This window comes from Streptomyces cinereospinus (assembly GCF_042430725.1).
Lineage (GTDB): Bacteria > Actinomycetota > Actinomycetes > Streptomycetales > Streptomycetaceae > Streptomyces > Streptomyces cinereospinus.
In genome coordinates, this window is the sequence record NZ_JBHMCY010000085.1 from 1 (window position 1) to 22999 (window position 22999).

Genomic DNA, 22999 nt, shown 5'->3' on the forward strand with positions numbered 1-22999 from the left:
CACCCGCTCAAGCGGACACGCCACCGACAAATGCACCTGACCAAGCACTACTAGTGATCAGCAACGGATTTGTCAGAGGGCAGCGAGGCCAGCAGAAAGGCGGGGCCGCCGTCGGGGTCCTGGGCCAAGCCGAAAAGGGCGACAAGTCCTGTCCAGATACAGCACAATCATGATCCGGCCGACGACCCGGAAACCCGGACCGTGTGCCGATGGTCGACGGATACCGGCACGCAACGGGCCGGGCGGAGTTGGGGAACGATGCGGGCAGCGGAGATCGTCGGGGTGCACGGGATCGGGCAGTCCAGGACCTCAGGGGAGCAGTTGACTCGGGACTGGGGGAAGGCGCTCGGGCGCGGCATCAAGGAGTTCACGGGCCAGCCCGACCGCCCGGCCACGCTCCGCATGCCACACTGGACTTCCCTGCTCGCCAAGGGCACGGATCGGTTGGGGCCGCAGGACGACCTCTACGGCGCGTCGATGACACCGGCGGAGGAACAGTTCGTAGCGGAGGCTCTCGGTGACGTCGTCGGGCCGCAGGACCTGGCCTACGCCGAGGAACAGCCGCTGGCCGTACTGGGCCCGCCGAAGCTCTGGCCGCCCCGGATCACCCGACTGCTGATGGCCTATGACCACCGCTTCCCTGGCGGCGGCGGGCGGTTCTTCGTCCAGCGGATGCGGGAAGTCCGCTCCTATCTGACGGAGCCGAACCTGGCCGTCAAGGTCCGCGCACTCGTCCGGGACCACGTCACCCCGACCACCTCCGTGGTCATCGGCCATTCGCTCGGCAGCGTCATCGCCTACGACCTGTTCCGCCACGAGGACGACGCCGGGGGCCGGACGCCCGGAGATGTCCCCGGGCCCGCCGTCCACACCCTCATCACCTGTGGTTCCCCACTGGGTATCCCCTCGGTGCGGCGGCTCATGAAGATCGAGGACGGCGACCACCTGCGTCTGCCCGAGCACGTCCGGTGGATCAACGTCTACGACCCAGACGACGTGGTCACCGGCGGCGCCGGGCTGCGCCGGGTGGCGCCGGGGCTGGTCGATGCCGCGGTCCGCAACGGCGCGGGCGACCCCCACAGTGCCGTGCGCTACCTCCGCAGCGAGCCGGTGGCCCGCGCAGTGGCGGGCGGCCGGCCATGACGCGCGACCCGGTCACCGGCACGTACGCCCGTCGCCTCCTCGTCATAGCCGTCACCGAGTACGACGACGGGACGCCGGCACAGCAACAGGAGTTCAGCACGGGCGTCTCGGCGCAGGTGACCGTCGTAGAGGGCTGGTGGGCCGATCCCGGCCTCGACGACGGGCGCCGCTTCGCCCCCGCCCGGCCCAAACAGCTCCATAACCTGAGGGACCTGCGCGAGTTCCTCTTGGACGAGGAACTCGCCGAGGTAGACGACGACGAAGCCCTCGTCGTCTACATCACCGGCCACGGTCTGGCCCCCGCCAACTCCCCACAGCACTTCCTGCGCTTGCCCGACTCCTACGAGGACCGACCGCTCAGCACTGCCTTCCCAACCGCCGAACTGATCGCGACCGTGCTCGACTCCCGGGCCACGCACGTCCTAGTGATGGTCGACTCCTGCTTCTCCGGCAGGCTCGAAACCGAGCTCAAGGCCAACCTGAAGGCGCTCCGAGAGGGGCGCCGCTCGCTCGGCTCGCTCGTCGTACTCGCGGCCGGGAACGACGAGAGCAGACCCCGGCTCGGTCAGTTCACCAACCTGCTCCGGGCCGCCCACGAACACTGCTCCGACCAGGCCAACGGCTACGCCGGGTCCCACCTCAGCTGGCAGGACTGGAAGGGCATCGTCGGCGCGGTGTTCGATGCGAACACCATGGCCGACGTCCACGAGATCTGGCCGACCCCGTCCGCCGCAGTCCAGAGGGCGCACCAACAGCCGAGCCCCTGCCTTCCGAACCCCAGCTACACGGCCGTCGAACCCGTACTCGGTGCCTCCCTCAGCCAGGTCGGGTGGACCCGGACCGAGCTGGACACGTACTGGATCTCACGCGCCGCCGGTCAGCCGGGAGCCGGCGCCCCCGGCTGGTACTTCACCGGGCGCACCGAGCTGGTCAAGCGGGTGCTCGCGTTCCTGGTCGGCACCGAGAGCGTACTCATCGTCACTGGCGAGGCCGGCTCGGGGAAGTCCGCCCTCCTGGCCCGCATGGTGACCCTCAGCGACGCCCGTTTCCGCGCGGACCCGCACTACGGTCCGCTCATCGCCGACATCCCCGAGGAACTCAACGTCCCGGTGGGGTCGGTGGACGCGGCCCTCCTCGCTCGCAACTCCGATCCGGACGAACTCGCCCAGACCCTGTACGAGGCGCTCGGCGGCTCCCCGAGCGTCTTCGGCACGGCGCGTACGGCACGCACCCGGACGGCATCCAGCGGGCCGGCGAAGCCCCTGGACGAGGGTCCAGTGGTGGCCCTGTGCAAGCTCGTAGGGGAGCTCGCCCTGCTGCGGGGACGGCCCCTGACCCTCGTGGTCGACGGCATCGACGAGGCCAGAAACCCGACGCGCGTCATCACCGACCTGCTCCGCCCCCTCACCCAACTGCGCATGGAAACGGACGGACGTCCCGCGGTCCGGCTGCTTCTGGGCGTCCGCAGCCCCAGGAAGTACACGACGGTCGCCGAGAGCGAAGCGCGGCGCCCCTCCACCTCAACCCCCACAGCCCCTTCCACCGACCTGCTCGGGCTTCTCATCCGGGCCACTCACTCCGGGAACCTGATTCGCACGGACGACGTCGAGGCGACCATGGGCGACATCGCCGCGTACGTCCGCGCGCTGCTCCAGGCCCCGTACGAAGGCCAAGGCGGCGCCGAGGAAGGGCGGCCGGAGCTCCTGGGGTTGGACCCCGCCCAGCCCCAGCTCCGGTACCAGCACCGCTCGCTGGCCGCAGCGGTCGCCGAAGAGGTGTCCCCGTCCTTCCTGGACGCCCGGATCGCCGCCGAGCGACTTCGCTCGATGCGTATTCTGCCGAGCCCCGACGACCCTCCGTGGCGCCGGACCCTGCGCAAGGGGACCGAGGCGCTCCTTCGCGAGGACCTCGGTGAGGTGGCCCGCTGGCACGACACCCCGGCCGAACACCTGATGACCGTGTTGCGGACGTCCGCCTTCGGGCAGGGGGCGGGACTGCCCTGGGCCGACATCTGGCCCGCCGCGGTGCGGGCGCTGTGCCTGACCCCCGTGGCCGACCCGGACGCGGTCATCCGCCAAGTGATGGCCAGTCGTCTCAACGGCTACCTGACCGCCGCGGTCGAAGACGAGCGGACCGTGTACCGGCCGATCCACGAACGGATCAGCGAAACCCTCCGGTACTCACCGCAGTTCCTACTCGGTCTCCCGGACACGGACCCGGCGGAGCGTTTCCCCGAGATCTCGATCACCGCCACGCACGCGCAGCTCGTATGGGCTTTCGGAGAGCTGCTCCCTCCGGCACCGGACCAGCCCCCACACCCGTACCTACGACGCCACCTCATCACGCACGTCGCCGCCGCCGGTCTGGTCGACGACCTGCACGTCCCCTGGCGTTTCCTGCCATGGGAGACGAGCGGCACGGTCCGGGCAGCCCTCGGACTCCCCGCCGACTTCCACACCGGTGCCGCGTGCCTCGCCGCGTGGGCCCGTATCGAAGCGTTTCTGGGCGATGCAGGAGCGGCGGCCCGGGCCGACAGCCTCCGCCTGTCCCTCCTGGGCACGGCTGTCGGGCGTGGTGCCGCCGGGAACATGGTCGCGACACGGCCCCTACCCCTCTACCGCTCCGGCATCACACCGCGGTGGAGCCAACTGCGGGTGCCCGACAACCTCTTGGCACGTATGTCGACCCCTCTCGCCTCGCTGGTGTCCTTCACCCTTCCGGACGGCAGCCCGCTCGTCGCGGCGGGCGACCAGGGTGGTGAGGTGCGCGTGTGGGACCCGCGCACGGGAACGGAGTTCGGCCTGCCCTTCCGGCCGGCCCCGTACGTACGCGCCCTGGCCGTGCTGACCGCCCCCGCGGAGAGCCCTTTGCTCGCGGTGGGCACCGCCCGCGGCGTCTGGATCTACGACCCGCAGAGCGGCGATGCGGCCCGGCTCCCGGTGACAGGAGCCGTGTTCGCCCTCGCCGCCTTCAGGACCAGGACCGGACGGGTCCGGCTGGCCGTCGGAACCGACACGGGACTGATCATCTGTGATCCCTTCGACGAGGAGACACCGGTCCTGCCCCTCAGGCCCCTCGACGGTGTGATGGGCCCCTCAGTCAAGGCGTTGGCGACGTTGCAGCTCCCCTCGGGCAGGACGCTGCTCGCCGCGGGCGGCAGGAACAGCACGTTCGAGGTCTTCGACGCCGAATCGCTCGACGTCGTCACCGTGGTGCACGGGCAGGGCAGGGGAGTGGTCGCGCTCGCCCTGTACTTCGACCAGCAGGGCCGTCCCCGGCTCGCCGCGGCTTCGAGCACGACGCGCAGCGTGCGCACCTACGACGCGCTCACCGGCAAGGAGAACAAGGCAGCGCGCATCCCGCGGTCGGCGGCCTCCCTCGGGCCCTACCCCCATCCGGATTTCGGAGCACTGCTGGCACTCGGCGACGCTGAAGGGGGGCCCGTGAGCCTCTGGGATCCGGCCACGGGGGAAGAGGTGTACACATCCCCGCCCGACCACACGGGAAGGGTCAAGGCCGTGGTCGCGGTCGATACGGGACAGCAGATGCCTCTCGTGGTGTCCGCATCGTTGGACCGGACGGTCCGGATCTGGAACCCCGCCGGGCGCACGTCGGAGCCGGACCTCGATCTGGAGGCGTCGGGAGACGGCTCCCTCCTAGCCGTGCTCCCCGGATCGGACGGCGGCCCCAGCCTGCTGACGCCCGCCCGCTCAGGTGCTGTCAGCATCCGATCGGCGGCGAGGGGGCAGCTGCGGCGTACGCAGCGGCGTCCCCAGCAGTTGACGTGGCCCGCCGAATGGCACTGCGACACGTTGACCGCCCTGGCCACCCACGTCTGGTCGGACGGGTCGGCGTCCGTCGTCATCGGCCTGAAGAATGGCGTGATCGGCCGCTGGGACGAGCAGCGCGGCTGGCAGTCCCCTCCGGTGGACCAGAGCTGGCAGGCAGCGAGCGTGCGCTCTCTCGCCACACTCTCCCTCTCCGGTGCTGACGACGTCGTCCTGGTCAGCGGCACGAGCGCGGGAAGCATCTGCTTCCATGATCTCGCCAGCGGCGAGCAGCGCTGGGAGCCCGTCCGCGAGGACGCGGCTGTGCGCGCCCTCGCGGCTCTGCCGAGCGAGACGGGCCCGCTCGTGGCCTTCTCTAGCGGTCGTACCGTGAGGTTCAGCCACGTCGGTGCGCCGTCGCACCTGCGCCTGCCCGGCCGCACGGGCCCCGTCCCTTCGCTCGCAGTCTGCCCCGCGGAGGACGGCAGTTCACTGCTGGTCACCGGCGGCAGCGACGGCTGCGTCCGGCTCTGGTCCCCGGACGCTCCTCGGACGGAGGCGTATCCCGTACTCGAGGGGCACCACGGCCCGGTCTCCGCCATCGGCCTTCTGCCGCCCACCCCCACCTCGCCACAGCCGCTCCTCGCCACTGCGGGTTTGAGCGACACCACCGTGCGCCTCTGGAACCCGTGGACCGGGGAAGAGCTCACGCGGGTGGTCACCGGCACGCCCCTCACTTCCCTCTGCACCCTGCCCGACGGCAGCATGCCAGACACCACCGACCCGGCGATCGCCTTCGGCGGACCAGCGGGCCTGGCAGCCCTCACCGTCCGCCGCTAAGCGACTCCGCTCGGACCTCGCTCACCCACGTAGAGAAGAAGGAAGAGGAATCTGCGTGGCGACCTGCGGGACATGCCATCATCCGGGCTCGCACGCGTCCGTCGGCCCTCCTACTCAACAAGGCGTCCGACTAGCCCTGACCAGGGCAAACCGACCGGCCCTAACCGCGCAGGCATAACCAAATCCTGCAACAATCACTCCAATCCGAAACGATCACAACAGTCGCAGATCAGCGGATCGCCCGAGCACCTCTGCCATATAAATTCCCTGTTCAAGGCAACGCCACGCCGCGGCACGGCATCCCGAAACGATCACTACATTCACAGGCCAGAACACTGTCAACTCAGTGATCAACAACGTATTTGTCACTCTGGACGTGGCGACGCGGTCGGTGGTGGCGGCCGTGCTGCGCGAGGAGAGCACGCAGGCGGTGGACGCGGCCCTGCTGCTGGCGGAGATGGCCGTGCCCCACCCGGCGCGGCCCGGCTGGCCCGAACATCTGTGCCTGGCCCATGCGGCCGTCCCCTACGACCGGCTGCTCGCCGTCGATGCGCGCCTGGAGCAGGCGGCGGCGCGGCCGGTGGTGGTGCCCGAGACGATCGTCATCGACCGGGGGCGCGTGTTCGTCTCCGCCGCGTTCCTGGCCGCCTGCGAGACCCTGGGCGTCAGTGTGCAGCCCGCCCCGCCGCGCTCGCCGGCCGCCAAGGGTGCCGTCGAGCGGACGTTCGGGAGTATCAACTCGCTGTTCGCGCAGCACGTCGCCGGTTACACCGGCTCCCACGTTCTTGAGCGCGGTCACGCGGTGGAGGACGAAGCGTGCTTCACCGTGGCTCAGCTGCAGGAGCTGCTGGATGAGTGGGTCACCGCGTGCTGGCAGCACCGCCCCCACGACGGGCTGCGCCACCCGGTCCTGCCCAAGAAGGCGCTGGCCCCGAACGAGATGTGGAGCGCGCTGCTGGGCACCTGCGGGTACGTGCCGCTGCCGCTGACCGGCGCCGATTATCTGGAACTGCTGCCCGTGCGCTTCCACCCGGTCACCGGCCGCGGCATCCGCATCAACTACCGCACCTACGACCACGTCGTCCTCAACGAGCACCGCGGCCGTCCCTGCCCCACCGGCCCCGGCGGCAGGTGGGAGGTCCACCTCAACCCGCACGACGTGCGGCAGGTCTACATCCGCCTGCCCGACGGGCGCCTGCACGAGATCCCGTGGATCCACCGCGACCACGTCCACGCTCCGATGAGCGAGGCTGCATGGCGCCATATCCGCGCCGCCCTGGGCCGACGCGCAGGCCGGGAGCGGCACGAGGCCGACCTGGCTGAAGCAGCCGACCAGGTTCTGCGCCGGGCCCGCCCCCTGCCCGGCACCGGCGCACCCGCCGCAACGGCGGCGGGCCCTGCGGCGGCGAGAAGCACGCCAGGCCCGCAGACGGCGGATGAGGACACGCCAGCCGAGGAGAGTCTCGACGTCCTCGAAGCCCACTTTCCTCATGCTGGCGGTCACTCCGACGGCCGGGAGGAGCTCTCTGCGCCTGTGGGCCGCTACGCGCTGTATGACGCCTTTGAGGAGGCCGAGCACTGGTGACCACCAGCCCCCACACACCCGCCGCCGAGGACGCCTCCCCCGGGACGGTCACCACCTTCGATGCGTTCGCCCGGTTCGCGCACGCCGCCCCGCCCGCTCCCCCGCAGCCGGGCCAGCCGGCACGCTCGGTGGAAGAACGCCTGGCCTACCATTCGCAGTTCGTCACCGTGCGGACCCCGGCCATCGAGAGCCTCTCGCGCAGCGTGCGCACGCTGATGATCCTCGGCCGTAGCCAGAGCGTCACCGCCCGCCCGTCGCTGATCGTCACCGGCCCGGCCACCACCGGCAAGACCACCGCGCTGCTCGAGGTCGGCCGGACCTGCCACCTGGCCCACACCCGCCGCGCCGCCCCGGGCGACACCAGCGTGCCCGTGGCGTCTGTGCTGGTGCCGCCCGGCGCCACCGCCAAGACCCTGGCCTGCGAGTTCGCTCGCTACCTCGGTATCCCCGTCACCGCCCGCATGACCACCGCGCAGATCACGACCGCCGTCTGCCACACCTACACCGCGGCCGGCGTCAAGCTCGTGCTGATCGACGAGATCCACCGGCTCAACCCCCGCAGCTCCAGCGGCGCGGAGGCTGCCGACTGGCTCAAGGACCTCACCGAGCGCGTCGGCGCCACGTTCGTGTACGCGGGCATCGACGTCACCACCAGCACGGTGTTCAGCGGGGTCCGCGGCGCACAGCTGGCCGGACGCGCCTCACTCATCGACTGCGGGGCACTGCCCGCCCGCGCCGGATCACGCGAGCCGTTCCGTGAGCTCATCGCCGCGCTGGAAGCGGCCCTCGACCTCCGCTCCCACCGCACCGGCAGCCTGCCCAGGCTCGCCCCCTACCTGCACGAACGGACCGCCGGCCGCATCGGCAGCCTGGCCCGCCTCATCCGCCAGGCGGCCATCGAAGCCATCCTCGACGGCACCGAACGCATCACCAAGACACTGCTGGACTCCATCGCGCTGGACCACCTCGCCGAGGAGCACTACCGGCCCCGAACCCCGCCGAGCCGCCGCACCCGACCCAGCAGCCGGTGACCGCGCACGCCTTCAGCAGCCCGGTGGTGCGGGCACGCACGATGTGGCCGTCCCAGCCCGGCGCCCTGCGGACCAGGCCCCTGCCCCGCGAGTCAGCAGCCTCCTACCTCACCCGCCTTGCAGACACCTACCACCTGACCGCCGCCCAGCTCCTCGACGGCCTGAACATCGCCACCACCGGTACCTTCGCGTCCCCGCCCGCCACCGACATCCACCTCAGCGCCGAAGCCGCCCACCGGCTGTCCGCCTTCACCCGCATCCCGCCCGCACACCTCACCCGCGCGCTGGCCCGTCAGCCCCCACCCGCCTCCATCGGCATGGCCCACACCGCCATCGCCCGCTGGCAGCCCGTCCCGCCCGCCGTGCAGCCGCTACCGGCGTGCACCGCCTGCACCATCCGCCGCAGCCCCCACCAAGCCGCCCCAGCGTGGATCCACCCAGCGTCCAACTCGCCCCGGATCATGATCTGCACCCGCCACCAGCAGGCCTCCAGCGACTCCCGGCACCCCGCCCCGCTCGACATCCGCACCGTCCCCGAACTCACCCGGCCCCGCCCCACAGCCCGCCGCGCGACCCCAGCCTCCCTGAGCTGGGCATCGACGATCACGACCCGCTGGTACGACCACCAACAGCACCTGCATCAGCGGTGGCTCATGCGCCTTGACCGCCTCACCGACGCCAACCCCCACATCCCCCCAGGGCCGGCCTCCCCAGCTCTGACCTGCCGGGACCTGATCACCTATCCCGAGACGCTCATCCTCGCCACGGCCCTTGACCGCCTGCCCCGGCACCCCCTGGCACACGCGCAGCAGACCGCCTTCCTCCACCGCCTGGCCGACCGCCTCCGGCTGCCCCGCCTCGCACCCGCCGACCACGACCTGCTCTGGCAACGCCTGTACGCACGCTGAACAACCCGCTTGCACCAGCCGGGAACAGCCGCCAACTCCCCTGCCTATAGGCGCGCCGACCACACTGCACAAAAGCCGGCATGACGCCCAGTTCACTGCGCAGAGCAAAACAGCCAGCTCAACCCACATATCGCCCATCGTCAACGCCTCGGCCCGGCGCAAGCCTCCCCTGGGGATACAGACGTACTACTCAGTACAGCTGAGCAACAGCAGGTCACAACCAAGATCAATCAGCCTGCGCGACAGGTACGCCACAGTTACCGGCATCCCCGGTACGCCGCAGGTCCGTGGATGCCGGCTCTGCTGGAGGCCTTCGGCAGTCCGCGGCCGGCGGTGGAGGCGGTGTGTGGGCTGGGGGATCCGATCGCCGTGTGGCCTGCGGTCTTTCACGCGCTGTGGAGCGGTGTGCTGCGGGTGCGGCTGGACGAACCGCTGCACGAGCGCGTGGTCGTCTCGGTCGCGCGGCAGGAGGCCGAAGCGGCGTGACGCAGGTGGTTGTCGAGGTCGGGGCGCGCCTTCGCTACGACGGACGGGTATGGACGCTCGCCGTGCTGGAAGGCGCCCGGGCCACACTGGTGACCGACGAAGGCGCCGCGGCGGTGGTACTGCTGCCCTACCTGTTCGCTCATCCGTCCTTTGAGCTTGTTCTTTATCTACCAAGATCTTCCAGGCTTGCCGATGGCCTTGAGGGTCTCTGGGCGTTTGACGGTCTTGCCGACGTCATAGCGGGGTGCCCGGTGTTTGTTCTTGGCGCCGGGTGGCCGTCCGGGGCCGGCGCCTCGAGGTTTGGGAACACGGGTCGGGCAGGCCAGGTCAGCGCGGATGTTCCTGAACCCTCGGCGGACCCGGGCGGGAGTGAGCCGGCCGGAGGCAGCTGGCTTCTCCCAGGGTCGGCGGAGGTCCTTGGCGAGGGGCCGGGCGAGTCGGAGCTGGGTGTGAGCGACGATCAGGATCCAGGTCCAGCGGTCCGCCGCCTCGGGACTACGGAGTTTCGGGGTGGTCCAGCCGAGGGTCTGCTTCGCGAAGCGGAAGGTGTGCTCCAGGTCGAAGCGGCGGAGAAATGCCTGCCAGAAGCGGTCCACGTCGTCCGGAGTGACGCCGGTCTTGGAGGACCATAACCACACCGGCGGGGCATCACGGTCCTTCGACAGATGCTCGACCTTCAGCCGGATCAACGTGCCCTCAACCAGGGGAAGTTCACCGTCATGGTCGAGCCATGAGGAGCGGTGGGTGAGCCGTGGGTGGACCCGGTCCCATGCCTGCGTCTCGGCCTTGCCGTAGTTGGTGGTGTCGGTGACTGTGGTGATCGCGGGCTCGGGCCAGGTCTCCGGCTTGGCGAAGCGGAATTCCGGGCCGTGCTTAGGCGGCCTGCCGCCCTTCGGGTCGTAGACACGAGGCGGTTTCGGCAGTCGCATGACGCGGTCGGAGCGGACCCGGCCGACCAGCTCGACAGGCAGATCGCGCAGGACCCAGGCCAGGCGGGTGACGTCGTAGCCGGCATCGCTGACGATCACGATGTCCGGGTCCCCGGCCCGCCACTGACCCGCGGCGATGAGCCGTTCGACGACTCCGCGTAGCTGGGTGGCGGTGACCGCGGTGGCGTCGTCCACTGGTCCGAGCCGGACCGCGTCCAGGATCGCGGTCCAAGAGGTGGCGCCCGGCTCCAGGACGGCGACGAAGGAGTAGGGCCAGCCCGGGATGAACTGCGACGCCGTCTTCGCACGGCCATAGACATGGCAGAACAGCCGCTCCGCCGAGCATGGTGCGTCCGAACGAAGCCATGGCGACACATCGACCGCCAGGACCAGACGCCCGCCGTCGAACCGCGGCAGCGACAGCCCGGCCAGCACCTTGCGCACCTGCTCGACATCGATCCGGCCCTTGTTCAGGCCTCCGTACATCGCTCCGTGCCCCCGCCGATGCTCCGGCAGCAGCGTCAGGTCCACCGGGGACTTCACCGCACCGTCCGCACACAGCACCGCATCCGTCAGCTCGAACAACTCGTCGCGCCGAGCGGTCAGACACTCGTAGAACTCGCCCCGGAAGCGTGACGCTTCCGCGAACGCATCCCTCCGCACAACATCAGGCAGCAGACTCACCCTCACGGCCTTCGTCGGTCACGTGCACCTTGGTCGGAGCACAGGATCAGACGAAGGCCGCCCCCACGTCCGGCAAACTTCCAGGTGAGCGACTCAGTACGAGACACCGTTCGAGGCCGGAAGAAAAAGAACAAGTTGAGTACCTGTTTCTGATCCTCGGTGGACGTGCGGCCAGCTCAGAAATCGAACGAGGCAGTCGTATGTGTTTCCGAAGAGGGCGTGTGAGTGTGGGCCTTGCCCTGGATACTGGGAGCATGGGATTCGCCGTCTTCATGACCCTGCCTGGACTGGTCATCGTGCTGACCGTTCTGGCCTTCGCTGATCAGCTGCTTCTGCGAGCCGGGCGAGCCGGGCTGCTGCCCTGGCGGAACAGCGCCAGACAGGGGCAGATCTCAGCAACCGGCTTCGAGCAGCTTCATGCGAGCTTCTCGCCGGGCAAACAGAGCGAACTGAAGGAGCGCCAGTCGGCGCTCATTCTGAGGGACGACGAGGAGGACGGAGCGCCGCCGAACCGGACCATGGTGGATCTGGAGGGCGGAACAGCGGTCATTCGGATGCCCCCTCCAGTTGGTCGGTAGGGCGAGCGCCAGCCTCCGCCGAACGTGCTCAGCCTGCGGTGGCACCCTGTGTCCGGACAGTCCGGGTCATTGGTGCAGCAGGCGACGGGCTGGCTGAGGGCCCGGTGACCTCTTGGTGGGACTGCTGACCGTCAGTGCCGAGATGATCAGTCGCGGTGGGCCTCGCGGGAGGCCGGCTGTCCGCTCCTGCGGGAGCTTCGGCGGGTGATGCGCCTGGTCATCAGGGTGATCGCGGCCCAGGTGATGAGCGATTCCGAGTGCTGGATGAGCCGTTCGTAGTCCCGCGCGTGCCGACGGGCGTGCATCACCCAGGCGTGCGAGCGTTCGACGACCCAGCGTCGGGGCAGGACGACGAACCCGGGGACGTTCTTCGGGCGGCTGACGGTCTTGATCGTCAGATTCAGGTAGGTCTTCGCCCAGGTCACGAGCGGTCCGGCGTAGGCGGAGTCTGCCCAGACGATGGTGATCTCGGGGTGCATCAGCCGCAGCCGGAACAGCACTTCCTTGGCCGCGTTGCGGTCGGTCATGTCGGCCGGGGTGACCATGACGAACAGCGGCAGGCCCTTGGTGTCCACGACCAGGTGCCGCTTGCGGCCGTTGATTTTCTTGCCGGCATCGTAGGGGTCCAGCCAAGGTGAACCCAAAAGCCGCCACGGGACGATCTTGAAGCCCTTAGCATCAGCCGAAGTGTGCCGGGGACGCGCCGTACGCGGGGTGCCGTTAACGAGCAGCGAACCAGGTGACAAGTAACCCGCCAGTAGTCTTTGGGCCGAAGGGGCGTGGTCACCGCACGGGTTCGGGTTCGGCCCGCGGGCCCGGAAACTCGCCGGTTTGGAAGGCGGCGAAGTCGGCGTGGGCCGCCTCGACGGCCTCCGGGTACGCCTCGCGCTTGGTGTGCTCGGCGAGGGCCCGGTAGACGCTGGCCACCGAGGGGTTCTGTCCCTTGCGTCTGCCGGTGGGGATGATCAGGTCGGGCTGGATCTGCTCGACGGACTCCCCGAGCGCCCTGCGCCGCAGCACTGTGTGCAGCATGTCGTCGGTGATGACCGGCGGCCGGCCGCCGTGCTTGCCCTTGCGGGCCGCGGTGTCGAGCCCCTCCAGCGTCGATTCCCGGATGTTCTCCCGCTCGGTCTCCGCCATCGCCGCGAAGAACGCGAAGAGCAGCTTTCCTGGGCCGCTGGGGTCGTACATCCCCGGGAGCGGTCCGGCGAGCATCTCCAGGACCAGGCCGTGCGCGGTCAGGTGGTCGGCGAGGGCGGTCAGCTCTGCCGCGTCCCGTCCCAGTCGCTTCATCTCGTACACCGTGAAGATCACGCGGCAGTGCGGGGCGTGGGCCTTGATCTCCCGCGCGGTCTTCAGCGCCTGTTCGAACTGGGGCCTCACCCGCAGACGGGTGCTGATCTTCTCGCTGAAGATCTTGTCCCTGGGGATGCCGTGGGCGGTGAGAGCGTCCAGCTGCGAGTCGAGTTCTTGGCTTCGGTGCGAGCATCTCGCGTAGCCGATGCGGATGTCGGCGCTCGGCAGGTCGGGGTTGATGGGTGCTGGGGGCGGGGTGCCGGGCCGCCACGGCTGGCCGGGTGCGCGGTCGGCCGGGGTGGACACCCTCAGTTCCTTCGTGAGGCGGGGCACCTTGGTGAAGCGGCCGGTGTGGTAGGCGGAGGTGACCGCGCCGCCGCGCGAGCGGCACGGCGAGCCCGGCTGTGCGTCACACTTCGGACAGGTGTGCCGTTCGACGTCGTCCGCGTCCGACCGGTCGGACGGGGAAAGCTGCTGAGGATCCGTCATGGCCCAGATTTTCGCACAATGCAAGTCCCAGAAGGGGGGCCCGCTCACTTTTGGGTGAGAACGGGTTCTGAGAACCGATCGAAGATCAAGCGGACTCCGGCGGACAGTCGTTGATCTTGCTCGGGCAAAGGGTCGTTTGTGAGAGCCGTTGCCTGCCGTGTTCCCGCCCAGACGGCGAAGCCAGATCTGACCCCGTGTGCTTGTCATGGCGCCGCCCCGGCGCGGGGCGAGTGCCGGTTACCGGGTTGTCAGGCATCACGTCGGTGTATTGCCCAGCAACCGGCCATGAGCGCGGCTGCCGCCCACAACGCAGTCACGGCGAGACCTGTCCAAGGGCCAAGGCCTCCTGCCGGGTCCTGGTGCAGGACTTGTTGTCCGGCACGGTCGGGAAGATAGGCGGAGGCGCCCTCGGCGATGCCTCCGACCACGAAGGACACGATCAGGATGAAGGGGATGAGCAGGCTGAGCACCGCGACGGCGCTGCGCAGGAGGAAAGTGAGTCCTGTAGCGAACAAGGCCATCAGAGCGAGGTAGATCCCCCCGCCGATGCAGGCCCGCAGGGCTCCCGGCTCACCGAGGCCGATGGCGTACTTTCCTAGGAACGCCTGACCTGCGAAGAAGGTGGCGAACGCGGTGGCGAGTCCTACGGCGAGGGCGGCGGTGGCCACGATTGCTGTCTTGGCCGCGTAGAAGAGACCCCGGCGTGGCACCGCTAACAGGGAGATCCGAAGGGCACCGCCCGTGTACTCGGAGGATACGGCGGTGGCTCCGAAGGCGATCGCGGCGATCTGCGCGAAGTTGATCGCGTAGAAGGCTCCGAAGACGGGATCCTCGCTGCCTTCCGCCTCTGCGCGGCCTACGGTGGCGAAGACGATCAGGGTGATGGCCAGCGTGGCAGCGAAGACCGCGAGGAGTGATCCGATGCTCGCCCGGACTGACCTGATTTTGATCCACTCGGAGTGGAGTACCGCGGTGACGGACATGGTCAGGCCTCCTGGGGGGCGGTCGGGAACGCGGTGGCCGTGGCGGCAAATTCCGCCTCGGCGGCGGTGAGAGCGAGGTAGGCCTGCTCCAGGGAGGCACGTTCGTCGGTGAGTTCGAGGACGGGGATGCTCTCGCGGGCTGCGGCGGCTCCGATCTGTTCGGCTGTGGCGCCGTCGACGACCCATCGGCCGCCAGCTTCTTCCGTGACCGTGTGTCCCTGGGCCAGCAGTGCGGCCCGCAGGCGGCTGGGGTCACTGGTGCGTACGCGTACGCGTGGGTGGCTGTGCTGTTCGATGAAGTCCTGTTTCGGGATGTCGGCGAGGAGTCGGCCCTTGCCGAGGATGACGAGATGGTCGGCGAAAGCTGCGGTCTCGTTCATCAGGTGGCTGGAGACCAGGACCGTGCGGCCTTCGCGGGCGAGCCGGCGCAGCAAGTGGCGGATCCAAATGATCCCTTCCGGGTCGAGGCCGTTAGTGGGTTCGTCCAGCATGAGGACGGGTGGATCCCCGAGGAGTGCGGCGGCGATGCCGAGCCGCTGGCGCATGCCGAGCGAGAAGGTTCTGATACGGCGGTGTGCGACAGCGGTGAGACCCGTGTTCTGAAGGACCTCGTCCACGCGGCGTGCCGGGAGGCGGTTGCTGACGGTGAGGAAGCGCAGATGGTCCCGGGCGGTGCGGGAACCGTGGGCGGCCTGCGCGTCCAGGAGGGTGCCGACGGTGCGCAGGGGCTCGCGCAGCGTCGCGTAGGGGTGGCCGCCGACCGTGGCGGTGCCGGAGGTGGGGCGGTCCAGGCCGAGGACGAGGCGCATGGTGGTGGACTTGCCGGCGCCGTTGGGTCCGAGGAACCCGGTGACCCGGCCCGGTTCGATGCTGCACGTCAGACGGTCGACAGCCCGGGTACCGCTGAATTCCTTGGTGAGTTCTTTGACGTCGATGCTGGTCATGACCTCAGCGTGGTCGGGTAAGCGCGGGCAGGCATCCCCCGCCCGGGGAGAGCGTCTCCCCCGCACGGGGGAGACGGCGGCCCCTGCTGGTCTGTCACGATGTCGGCATGCCGGGCCTCCTGCTGCCGCTGACACGTGCGGTGACCTACACCCGCTGGCTGCACATGCTGGTGGGTGCGATCGTGCCGTTCGCCTGCGCCATGGTCTATCCGGGGCTGAGCAACCCGTCACCGCACGACTGGTTGCTGGTCGCGGTCCTTCCCATCCCCCTGGCTCTGGCCGCCGGCATCGTGCCCTCGGTCCGTCATGCGGAGGGGCTGCAGGCGCGGCTGATGCTGTTTCCCGGGCCGCACGCACGCGTGAGGAATGACGAGGACCCTGGTGTCTCCACCGTTTTCTCCGCTTCGTGGACCGACCGGGCGAGAACCGGTGCCTGGCTGGTCCTGCGTCTGGAATCAGGGCTCGCCCTCGCACTGGTGACCAACACCTTGCTGACACTCGCGCTGTCGCTTGCCGGGGAGCCCGGCCGCGCCGACCCGCTGCCGTACGTTTCGGATGCGGGCTGGGTGTATACCCTGCTGGCACCGGTGCCAGTGCTGGCACTGGTCATGGTGGCCGCTGGGGCCGGGGCGCTCATGGCCCAAGCTGCTCGCCGGCTGCTCGGGCCGTCGGTCAAGGAGCGGCTGGCGGAGTTGGAGAAGCGCACCGAGCAGCTGCTGGAACGCAACGAAATTGCACGGGAGTTGCACGACACGCTCGGTCACGCGCTGACCTTGGCCGTGGTGCAGGCCGGTGCCGCCCGGGCGGCAGGCGACCCGCATTTCACCGACCGGGCGCTGGAGGCCATCGAGGAAACGGGACGGGCCGCGCTGGAGGACCTGGACCGCGTCCTGCTCGTACTGCGCGATACAGGACGGCCGCCCGGTGCACGTCCGGCTCTCGACGAGGCGGGCCGCCTGCTGGATTCCGCGCGGTCCTCGGGCGCGCAGGTCGACGCCGAAGTGACCGGACCGTTGGAGCACCTTCCGGGGCCGGTCTCCCGCGAGGCCTACCGGATGCTTCAGGAAGCCCTCACCAACGTGCTGCGGCACGCGGGCCCTGTCCGCATCGGCGTGCGCATCGCCGTCGAGGCAGCGCGGCTGCGGCTTGAGGTGCGTAATCCGTTGCCCGATCCGGCACCGGTGGCTGGCACGGGCGGTGGCAGAGGACTGCGCGGGATCCGTGAGCGTGCCGCGCTGCTCGGGGGCGAGGCTCGGGCGGGACAGCACGGCGGCCACTGGCTGCTGCGCGTCGATCTGCCGCTGTAGTTGATCTAGGCTGACCGGATGCCGCTCACCGTTCTCCTGGTCGACGACGAGCCGCTCGTACGGGCCGGACTGCGCGCCGTGCTGGAGGCTCAGCCGGACATCCAAGTGGCGGGCGAGGCCGCCGACGGGGCCGCCGTGATCCCCTTGGTACGGCAACTGCGCCCCGACGTCATCGTCATGGACGTACGCATGCCGCTGATGGACGGCATCGAGGCCACACGGACCGTGCTGCGCACCATAACGGACCCGCCCAAGATCGTGGTGGTGACGACCTTCGAGAACGACGAGTACGTGTACGGGGCGCTGCGCGCGGGAGCCGACGGCTTCCTGCTCAAGCGGGCCCGGCCGGCGGAGATCGTGCACGCCGTACGGCTGGTGGCCGAGGGCGACTCCCTGCTGTTCCCGGCCGCGGTGCGGCAGCTGGCTTCCTCTTACGGCCGGGACCACGGCAAGACCGCCGCCCGGACCGCCATGGAACGTGCCGCACTGACCGAGCGCGAGGGGGAGGTGCTGCGTCTCATGGCGCAAGGCCTGTCGAACGCGGAGATCGCCGCACGTCTGGTGGTAGGGACCGAGACCGTCAAGTCGCACGTCAGCTCCGTACTGGCGAAACTCGGCGCCCGGGACCGCACCCAGGCGGTCATCGCGGCATACGAGTCCGGCTTCGTATCCCCGGGCTGAGGATCGGGCTGTGACTGGCGACTGTAACGTTCGTCGTACTGGGACTCCTTACGTCGCCGCACTCGTCGGCCAGGGCCTCGGCTCCGGCCCTGGCCGCCGTCGCGCGGTCGTCGGCGTCCTGCGCAAGGTAGCGAGAGGACTCATCTCCGGTGGCATCGACCAGCCGGTGCAGCAGCTTCGCCCGCCGCTCCAGGTAGGCCAGGCGTTCGTCCTCCGTGCCCCACGCGTAGGGCTCGGCGTCGTTCAGCAGCCCGACCATCTCGGCCACCAGCATCCTGTCCGACGCCTGCCCCGCGGCGCCGCCTGCCGTCATGACGTCTGCCCCGCAGCGGCGGCCAGGGCCTCCAACGCGTCCAGGCCGTGGTTGCAGCACCGCCCGCACACCAGACGGATTTTGTTCGGCTTCTCAGGATCCGGGATGTTGTACGGCAGCCGGTCCTCGTCGTCGCGCAGGCGCAGGTCCCAGTCGCACTCGGCGCACAACAGCCGGGAACGCCGGGCCTGAGCCTTGCTCCAGACCGGCCAGTCCGCCGCCAGGGCCAACCCCATCAGCACCATGCCTTCAGCCTTCGGCTTGAAGAACAGGAAGTTTCACCCCGGGCAGTCGCCGGGAAGGTCGTCGATCGACTTCTTGAGCGACGGCATCCACCGCACCAGGTGGATGAGGTCCTTGGCGGCGATGCGGACCTCCTCACCGCGGCGCAAGCTCTTGTTCCACGCGTTGGCCAGGGGGAAGCGGTAGGCGGCCACGACCTGGTACGGCACCTGAAGCTGATCCAGGTCCTGGCCGATGTCGGCGGCGGTGGCCTTCCACTCGCCGCAGTCGGCCTCGCGCCACATCGCCAGCCCGTCGCTGTTCAGCACGCCGCACGACCGCACCGTCGCCACGATGCGCCGCTGGGCGGACCGTTCCTCCTCCGACAGCTGTGCCATCGCACCCTCACCTCCCGCACCGGCGCCGCCTGGCGCCCCTTCCACCTGCCCAACGAGCCAGGCCCCGCCACCGCGCGCGGGGTCGTTGTACTCCGGAAGGCCCAACGGCGAAGCGGGCCACCGAGGTCGGCTGGGTCCAGGGCGCCGCGCGGTCACGCGGCTGGGGCCTGGTCGTCGTCCAGCACGCTGAAGTCGACATCGAGGCGGGTGTCGTAGTCCTCCGGGGCTACGCCTATCTCGTGGGTCGAGTAGACGCCGAACCGGTTGACGTGCTCCGTCAGGTACGGCGAGATCTGGACCAAATCCAGCGGGTCGATCACTTCGTCCTCGGCCTGCAACTGCCGCACCACGTCCGCGATGTCCAGGGTGTTGTGGAAGATCAGCAGGTTGGCGAGCAGAGAGGTGAACTTCACGTCCTTCTCCTGCTCGACCGGATCGTTGCGCGTCACAGTGCCGAGCTGGCCGAACCGCACCCAGTCACTGAAGCCGTTGAACGCCTCGACCTTGTTCGTCGCAGCCGTCACCCGGCCGCGCAGCGGCGCATCCGAGAGGAACCGAAGCAGCTGGACGGTATGGATCACGCGCCCGACCTCGCGAAAGGCGGTGTAGGTGGCGTTCTTGTGGGAGCCGGAGCGCAGCCGCTTGAGCAGCAGGGTCGAGGAGATGGCGCCCTCGCGGACCGAGACGGTCACCCGCATCAGGTCCCGGTAGTGGGTCTCGATCAGCTTCCAGTCGATCACGTTGCGGCCCGGCTCACCGAACAGGGCGTCGATGTGCTCGTAGGCGGCGGACCGGGACGGGCGGAAGAACAGGCAGTCCTTCCAGTTGCGGATCCTGGGCATCAGATCGATCCCGAGCAGGTGCGCGAGCGCGAACACCGGATAGCTCTGGCCCTGGGTGTCGGCGTGGATCGTGCCCGGCTGCACCTCGCTCGCGTTCTTCAGCAGGCCCTCGATGATGTAGACGGCCTCCCACACCCCGCACGGCACGAAGTGCGTGAACAACGCGATGTACAGGTCCGAGATGTGGTGGTACGCGATACCGCCCACCGCCCCGTACCGCACGGAGGTCTCCGCGAGGAGGTTGTCCAGGTAGGTGTCCATGTGGGTGCCGTCGGCCGCCGCGGTGGTGCCGTTGCCCCACGCGCGGGACATGTCCAGCTTTGCGTGCGCGTTCACCACATCCGTGAGCGCCTCGTTCAGCTTGGCCACCGTCGTGTGGCGCCGGGAAGTGACCGACAGCTCGTGCGCGCTCACCCCGGCGATGTGCCGGGCGGCCTCGGCGTACGTCATGTTCGTCCCCTTGACGAACGTGGTGATCACATACCGGCCAAAAGGGTCCTTCAGCTTTGGGTCGTTGCCGGAGGCCGGCCCGAACCGGTGCCACCACTCGATCCAGTAGGCGGTGCGCGCCACGATGCCCAGCAGCGACCGCTCCGGCATCCGTTCCTTGATCGCCTGCTCCAGCCGCACCGCGCTCACCCTCGGCTTCTCCGCGCGGCGCGGCTTGAGCTTGGGCACCCCGCTCTCCGGATCGATGAACAGCTCGTCGTTGTCCGGGTACTCCCCGTCCGCCTTCGCCGCCGCCTCGGTCAGCCGCCGGCGCAGCTGGGCCACCAGAGCGCGCCCGTCGAACGGCGTGGTGTCACCCGCCTCGCACAGGCCGACCTCCACCAGGTACTCCGGCAGCTTGGCCTCCACCTGCTCCCACGGCAGCAGCTGCTCGGACCAGTCGGCGTACTCCTCGGAGCCGATCACCGCCACGTCGCCGCAGCGCAGCTCCTCGGCGAGGTAGAAGAAGACCATGGCCGCGAAGTGGCGGCGCACGAAGTGCCCCGGCCGGCGGCGGTCACGGATGACCTTGCGCCAGTTCTGGGTGGCGAAGGAGATGTCGATCTCGCTGCCGTCCGCGTCGCGGTCGGGGATGTAGTCGCGGGCCGGGGTGCGGTGGGCCTTGGCGTGCGCGAGCGCGTTAAGGACGCTGACGTCCTCGCTCGTGGCCTTCAACTCGATGACGTCACTCAGGTCGAACATCACCGGACGGTCGGCCTTCAAATGGCCGTGCAGCAGCACCTCCCAGTTGTCGCCGTGGTGGGCGGAGACCTTCTCGATCTGCGCGTACTGGGCCTCAAACCCGCCCAGCTTGTCCACCACGGACAGCAGCGAGCCCAGCCCGTTGGACTGCACCATCAGCCCCTCGGCCAGCAGCAGGAACGCGGGCGAGACCTTCCCGTCCAGCCGCGCGGCGACTTCGGCCGCACTCGACTCCTTATCCAGGCCCTCCAGCGCGTGCAGGGCTTCCTTGGTCAGCGCCGCCGCCCTCGCCCGCGCGGTCTGCGCCGGTCCCTCCCTGTCGATCTGCTGGAGCAGGGTGCGGTAGTTGCCGATCAGCGCCTCCACGATCTCCTGCTGCTGGCGGTGGATCTCGGCCAGCTCCTCGCGGGCCTTCTTCGCCTTCGCCGCCATGCGCTTGCAGAACATCGTGGCCAGGTCGTCCCGGGCACGCATGCATGCCTTGGAGGCCAGACAGGCCGTCAGCGCCACCCGCTTGTCGTCGGTGTAGTCCTTCAAGGTGGCGGCGTCCTGGGCCTCCGCCTCGCCGGCGAAGTCCGCGACCTTCGTCGAGGCGACTCCCTCCAGCCACTTCCCGGTGTCACCGAGCCCGTCCACCCACTCCAGGTGGCCCTTGAGCCGCTTGAAGTGCGACCAGGTCGCCCGGCCCGGGTTCTGCTTGAGCGCGTTGAACAGTGTCTTGCGGTCCAGCCCGATCACATCCGGCAGCCCCAGCAGCCGGCGCCGCTCCTCCTCGGTCATCCGGCCCCGGATACCGGCCAGGATCCCCTCGTTCACCTGGTCCCGCACCGTGGAGGCCATCGCGTCCAGCGTGGAGAACCGCGGTATCTCCAAGTTGGCCTCGACCAGCTTCTCCAGCGCGATGTTGATCAGATCCGCCGGGTTGTTCTTCGACGCCGCCGCCACCCGCATCGTCTCCTCCGCGAGAGCGCGGGCGGCCTGGCCGTCGTAGCGGACCCCGCACCGCTCACGCACCGACGACCGGTGCCGCTCCGCCGTGCGGCCGGAGGCATACACCGCCAGCGTGCTCTCCGGCAGCTCCACCGCCCGGCGCACGAACTCCACCACCTGGTTCGGCACGTCGTACGCCTTCGGGAAGCACCCCATCCGCTGATACGACTTCAGCGCCACCAGCAGCGCGAGCTGATGCTCGTCAGAGTCCGTGACCTCCTCGACCCAGACCCGCTCCTCCTCGCTGGGCGTGAAGAACACATGCAGCTCACGCGCGGTGATCAGCCGCTTGAACCGCGGGTACGCGGTCCGCTCGATCGAGGTCATCCCCACCCCACCCGACGCCCAGCCCATACGAAGGCGCCACACGCGCCCGCGCGATCATGTCCGGAGCGACAAGGCCGAGAAGATCAGAACCGCGGAACCCAGGACACCCGCCGGGACGCGGTGATAAGGGAGCGGCAGGGGATCACCGCTTCAAGATCGTCCCGTGGCGGCTTTTGGGTTCACCTTGGCTGGACCCCGTGTAGGCCTGGTGGTCCGACCCCAGGCCATCCACGATCCACGTCCACAGCTCATCCAGCGTGCTGTGGTCGTTGCTGCTCCAAGCGTCCACGACCGCCTGCCACTCGTGGCGGACGTTGATGTGCCGCACGCGCAACTCGCGCTGCCGGCTGGACGGAACACTCTTCTGATCGACGGGGTGGATCTCGATGCGTCTGCTGCGGCCGTCGTCCCACAGACGCTGCTTGTAGTGGTCGGCGAGACTGGCGCGGCGACAGAGCCAGAACGCCCGGTCGATCAGGCGAAGGTTGTCGGGGCGGGGCCGTTGTACGCCGCTGGTCCAGCGGTTGATGGTCCGGCCGGTGACGCTGATACCAGCGGCCCTCAGCCAGTGGTCGCCCCGGCTGCCCCAGGTGAGGTAGCGCAGCCGGATGGTCAGGCCAAGGCTGGTGGTCACTGGCGGGATGCTTCCGCTGGCTGCGTGGTCGAGTGTGCGGGCCAGGGCCTCGCCGCCGGTCATGCCGCGGGCCCCGTACAAGCCGAGTTCCCCCCAGCGTTCTTTCGGGGTGATCGGTACGGTGGCCGGGGTCGACATGCTCGTCATCCTTCCGGGCAGCAGGCTCGCAGCGACCGCTCGCGCCGCCGGGGTGACCGCTGAGCGCGGGAACTGCAGAGATCACGGCCGCAACGATACTGCGCCGCTCCCTGCCTGCTCTCCTCGAGGAACACCACCTGATGCCCTGCCCGTCAGCTCTGCAGATGACGACGTGGCAAGCATCCCGCGGGGGGGCACCGCCACGTCCCCCTGTCCTGGCTGCGGGACTCTGCACCGGAAAGCCGCCCGTGCTCCTTCGGTACCAGCAGGTGTATTGGTACCGCCAACCACAG

18 protein-coding genes and 1 pseudogene are annotated in these 22999 nt (G+C 69.5%); 9 read left to right on the plus strand and 10 right to left on the minus strand.

Annotated features, from left to right (window positions below; genetic code table 11):
* The first annotated feature begins 258 nt into the window (after positions 1-258).
* From ACFF45_RS30760 to ACFF45_RS30785, 6 genes are all read left to right on the plus strand, one after another.
* Positions 259-1143 (plus strand): alpha/beta hydrolase family protein, encoded by an 885-nt coding sequence (locus ACFF45_RS30760; RefSeq protein WP_381350049.1) that lies wholly within the window; start codon positions 259-261, stop codon positions 1141-1143.
* A complete protein-coding gene (locus ACFF45_RS30765) occupies positions 1140-5750 on the plus strand; it encodes an AAA family ATPase (protein ID WP_381350051.1) in 4611 nt (1536 codons plus the stop codon). Before ACFF45_RS30760 ends, ACFF45_RS30765 begins: the two co-directional genes overlap by 4 nt.
* Positions 5751-6096: 346 nt before the next feature.
* Positions 6097-7335, plus strand: a complete 1239-nt coding sequence (locus ACFF45_RS30770) for a TnsB C-terminal domain-containing protein (RefSeq protein ID WP_381350053.1) — start codon at positions 6097-6099, stop codon at positions 7333-7335.
* Positions 7329-8366 (plus strand): TniB family NTP-binding protein, encoded by a 1038-nt coding sequence (locus ACFF45_RS30775; protein WP_381350075.1) that lies wholly within the window; start codon positions 7329-7331, stop codon positions 8364-8366. The genes ACFF45_RS30770 and ACFF45_RS30775 overlap by 7 nt, the downstream gene beginning before the upstream one ends.
* Complete coding sequence (locus tag ACFF45_RS30780; RefSeq protein WP_381350054.1) at positions 8363-9274, plus strand: TniQ family protein; 912 nt, start codon at positions 8363-8365, stop codon at positions 9272-9274. Before ACFF45_RS30775 ends, ACFF45_RS30780 begins: the two co-directional genes overlap by 4 nt.
* Positions 9275-9565: 291 nt before the next feature.
* Positions 9566-9760, plus strand: coding sequence for a hypothetical protein (locus ACFF45_RS30785; RefSeq protein WP_381350055.1), 195 nt, complete (start codon positions 9566-9568; stop codon positions 9758-9760).
* Between the two features lie 167 nt (positions 9761-9927).
* Here the strand turns inward: ACFF45_RS30785 and ACFF45_RS30790 are convergent, their stop codons facing one another.
* On the minus strand, positions 9928-11373 hold the full coding sequence (locus tag ACFF45_RS30790) for an NF041680 family putative transposase (RefSeq protein ID WP_381350056.1): 1446 nt from the start codon (positions 11371-11373) through the stop codon (positions 9928-9930).
* A gap of 254 nt (positions 11374-11627) precedes the next feature.
* On the opposite strand from ACFF45_RS30790, the gene ACFF45_RS30795 reads away from it, so the two are divergent.
* Entirely contained in the window at positions 11628-11951 is a 324-nt protein-coding gene (locus ACFF45_RS30795; protein WP_381350057.1) for a DUF6191 domain-containing protein, read from the plus strand.
* Between the two features lie 189 nt (positions 11952-12140).
* Here ACFF45_RS30795 and ACFF45_RS30800 read toward each other — a convergent pair.
* From ACFF45_RS30800 to ACFF45_RS30815, 4 genes and pseudogenes are all read right to left on the minus strand, one after another.
* Positions 12141-12613 (minus strand): annotated as a pseudogene (locus ACFF45_RS30800) (transposase); the annotation flags it as partial.
* A 121-nt stretch (positions 12614-12734) separates the two neighbouring features.
* Positions 12735-13736: a recombinase family protein gene (locus ACFF45_RS30805; protein WP_381350058.1), complete on the minus strand. Its 1002-nt coding sequence runs from the start codon at positions 13734-13736 to the stop codon at positions 12735-12737.
* Between the two features lie 248 nt (positions 13737-13984).
* A complete protein-coding gene (locus tag ACFF45_RS30810) occupies positions 13985-14719 on the minus strand; it encodes an ABC-2 transporter permease (protein ID WP_381350059.1) in 735 nt (244 codons plus the stop codon).
* A gap of 2 nt (positions 14720-14721) precedes the next feature.
* Complete coding sequence (locus ACFF45_RS30815) at positions 14722-15663, minus strand: ABC transporter ATP-binding protein (RefSeq protein WP_381350060.1); 942 nt, start codon at positions 15661-15663, stop codon at positions 14722-14724.
* A 107-nt stretch (positions 15664-15770) separates the two neighbouring features.
* Here ACFF45_RS30815 and ACFF45_RS30820 point away from each other — a divergent pair, with 107 nt between their 5' ends.
* Together ACFF45_RS30820 and ACFF45_RS30825 are read left to right on the plus strand one after the other, a co-directional pair.
* On the plus strand, positions 15771-16970 hold the full coding sequence (locus ACFF45_RS30820) for a sensor histidine kinase (protein ID WP_381350062.1): 1200 nt from the start codon (positions 15771-15773) through the stop codon (positions 16968-16970).
* Positions 16971-16988: 18 nt separating this feature from the next.
* Positions 16989-17651 carry a response regulator gene (locus tag ACFF45_RS30825; RefSeq protein ID WP_381350064.1) on the plus strand — a complete coding sequence of 221 codons (663 nt, stop codon included), beginning with the start codon at positions 16989-16991 and terminating at the stop codon, positions 17649-17651.
* Here the strand turns inward: ACFF45_RS30825 and ACFF45_RS30830 are convergent.
* From ACFF45_RS30830 to ACFF45_RS30850, 5 genes are all read right to left on the minus strand, one after another.
* Positions 17611-17964, minus strand: coding sequence for a hypothetical protein (locus ACFF45_RS30830; protein WP_381350065.1), 354 nt, complete (start codon positions 17962-17964; stop codon positions 17611-17613). The genes ACFF45_RS30825 and ACFF45_RS30830 overlap by 41 nt on opposite strands.
* On the minus strand, positions 17961-18209 hold the full coding sequence (locus ACFF45_RS30835; RefSeq protein ID WP_381350066.1) for a hypothetical protein: 249 nt from the start codon (positions 18207-18209) through the stop codon (positions 17961-17963). The genes ACFF45_RS30830 and ACFF45_RS30835 overlap by 4 nt, the downstream gene beginning before the upstream one ends.
* 33 nt (positions 18210-18242) lie before the next feature.
* Positions 18243-18584, minus strand: coding sequence for a hypothetical protein (locus ACFF45_RS30840; RefSeq protein ID WP_381350068.1), 342 nt, complete (start codon positions 18582-18584; stop codon positions 18243-18245).
* A 152-nt stretch (positions 18585-18736) separates the two neighbouring features.
* Positions 18737-21934 carry a Tn3 family transposase gene (locus tag ACFF45_RS30845; RefSeq protein ID WP_381350070.1) on the minus strand — a complete coding sequence of 1066 codons (3198 nt, stop codon included), beginning with the start codon at positions 21932-21934 and terminating at the stop codon, positions 18737-18739.
* Between the two features lie 142 nt (positions 21935-22076).
* Positions 22077-22706, minus strand: a complete 630-nt coding sequence (locus ACFF45_RS30850) for a transcriptional regulator (RefSeq protein WP_381350072.1) — start codon at positions 22704-22706, stop codon at positions 22077-22079.
* Positions 22707-22999: the final 293 nt, after the last annotated feature.

What these genes read in the sequence shown, in the direction of transcription:
- ACFF45_RS30760 (WP_381350049.1), top strand. Translation starts at nt 259, where the DNA reads ATGCGGGCAGCGGAGATCGTCGGGGTGCACGGGATCGGGCAGTCCAGG.
- ACFF45_RS30765 (WP_381350051.1), top strand. Translation starts at nt 1,140, where the DNA reads ATGACGCGCGACCCGGTCACCGGCACGTACGCCCGTCGCCTCCTCGTC.
- ACFF45_RS30785 (WP_381350055.1), top strand. Translation starts at nt 9,566, where the DNA reads ATGCCGGCTCTGCTGGAGGCCTTCGGCAGTCCGCGGCCGGCGGTGGAG.
- ACFF45_RS30795 (WP_381350057.1), top strand. Translation starts at nt 11,628, where the DNA reads ATGGGATTCGCCGTCTTCATGACCCTGCCTGGACTGGTCATCGTGCTG.
- ACFF45_RS30805 (WP_381350058.1), bottom strand. Translation starts at nt 13,736, where the DNA reads ATGACGGATCCTCAGCAGCTTTCCCCGTCCGACCGGTCGGACGCGGAC.
- ACFF45_RS30810 (WP_381350059.1), bottom strand. Translation starts at nt 14,719, where the DNA reads ATGTCCGTCACCGCGGTACTCCACTCCGAGTGGATCAAAATCAGGTCA.
- ACFF45_RS30815 (WP_381350060.1), bottom strand. Translation starts at nt 15,663, where the DNA reads ATGACCAGCATCGACGTCAAAGAACTCACCAAGGAATTCAGCGGTACC.
- ACFF45_RS30820 (WP_381350062.1), top strand. Translation starts at nt 15,771, where the DNA reads ATGCCGGGCCTCCTGCTGCCGCTGACACGTGCGGTGACCTACACCCGC.
- ACFF45_RS30825 (WP_381350064.1), top strand. Translation starts at nt 16,989, where the DNA reads ATGCCGCTCACCGTTCTCCTGGTCGACGACGAGCCGCTCGTACGGGCC.
- ACFF45_RS30830 (WP_381350065.1), bottom strand. Translation starts at nt 17,964, where the DNA reads ATGACGGCAGGCGGCGCCGCGGGGCAGGCGTCGGACAGGATGCTGGTG.
- ACFF45_RS30835 (WP_381350066.1), bottom strand. Translation starts at nt 18,209, where the DNA reads ATGGTGCTGATGGGGTTGGCCCTGGCGGCGGACTGGCCGGTCTGGAGC.
- ACFF45_RS30840 (WP_381350068.1), bottom strand. Translation starts at nt 18,584, where the DNA reads ATGGCACAGCTGTCGGAGGAGGAACGGTCCGCCCAGCGGCGCATCGTG.
- ACFF45_RS30845 (WP_381350070.1), bottom strand. Translation starts at nt 21,934, where the DNA reads ATGACCTCGATCGAGCGGACCGCGTACCCGCGGTTCAAGCGGCTGATC.
- ACFF45_RS30850 (WP_381350072.1), bottom strand. Translation starts at nt 22,706, where the DNA reads ATGTCGACCCCGGCCACCGTACCGATCACCCCGAAAGAACGCTGGGGG.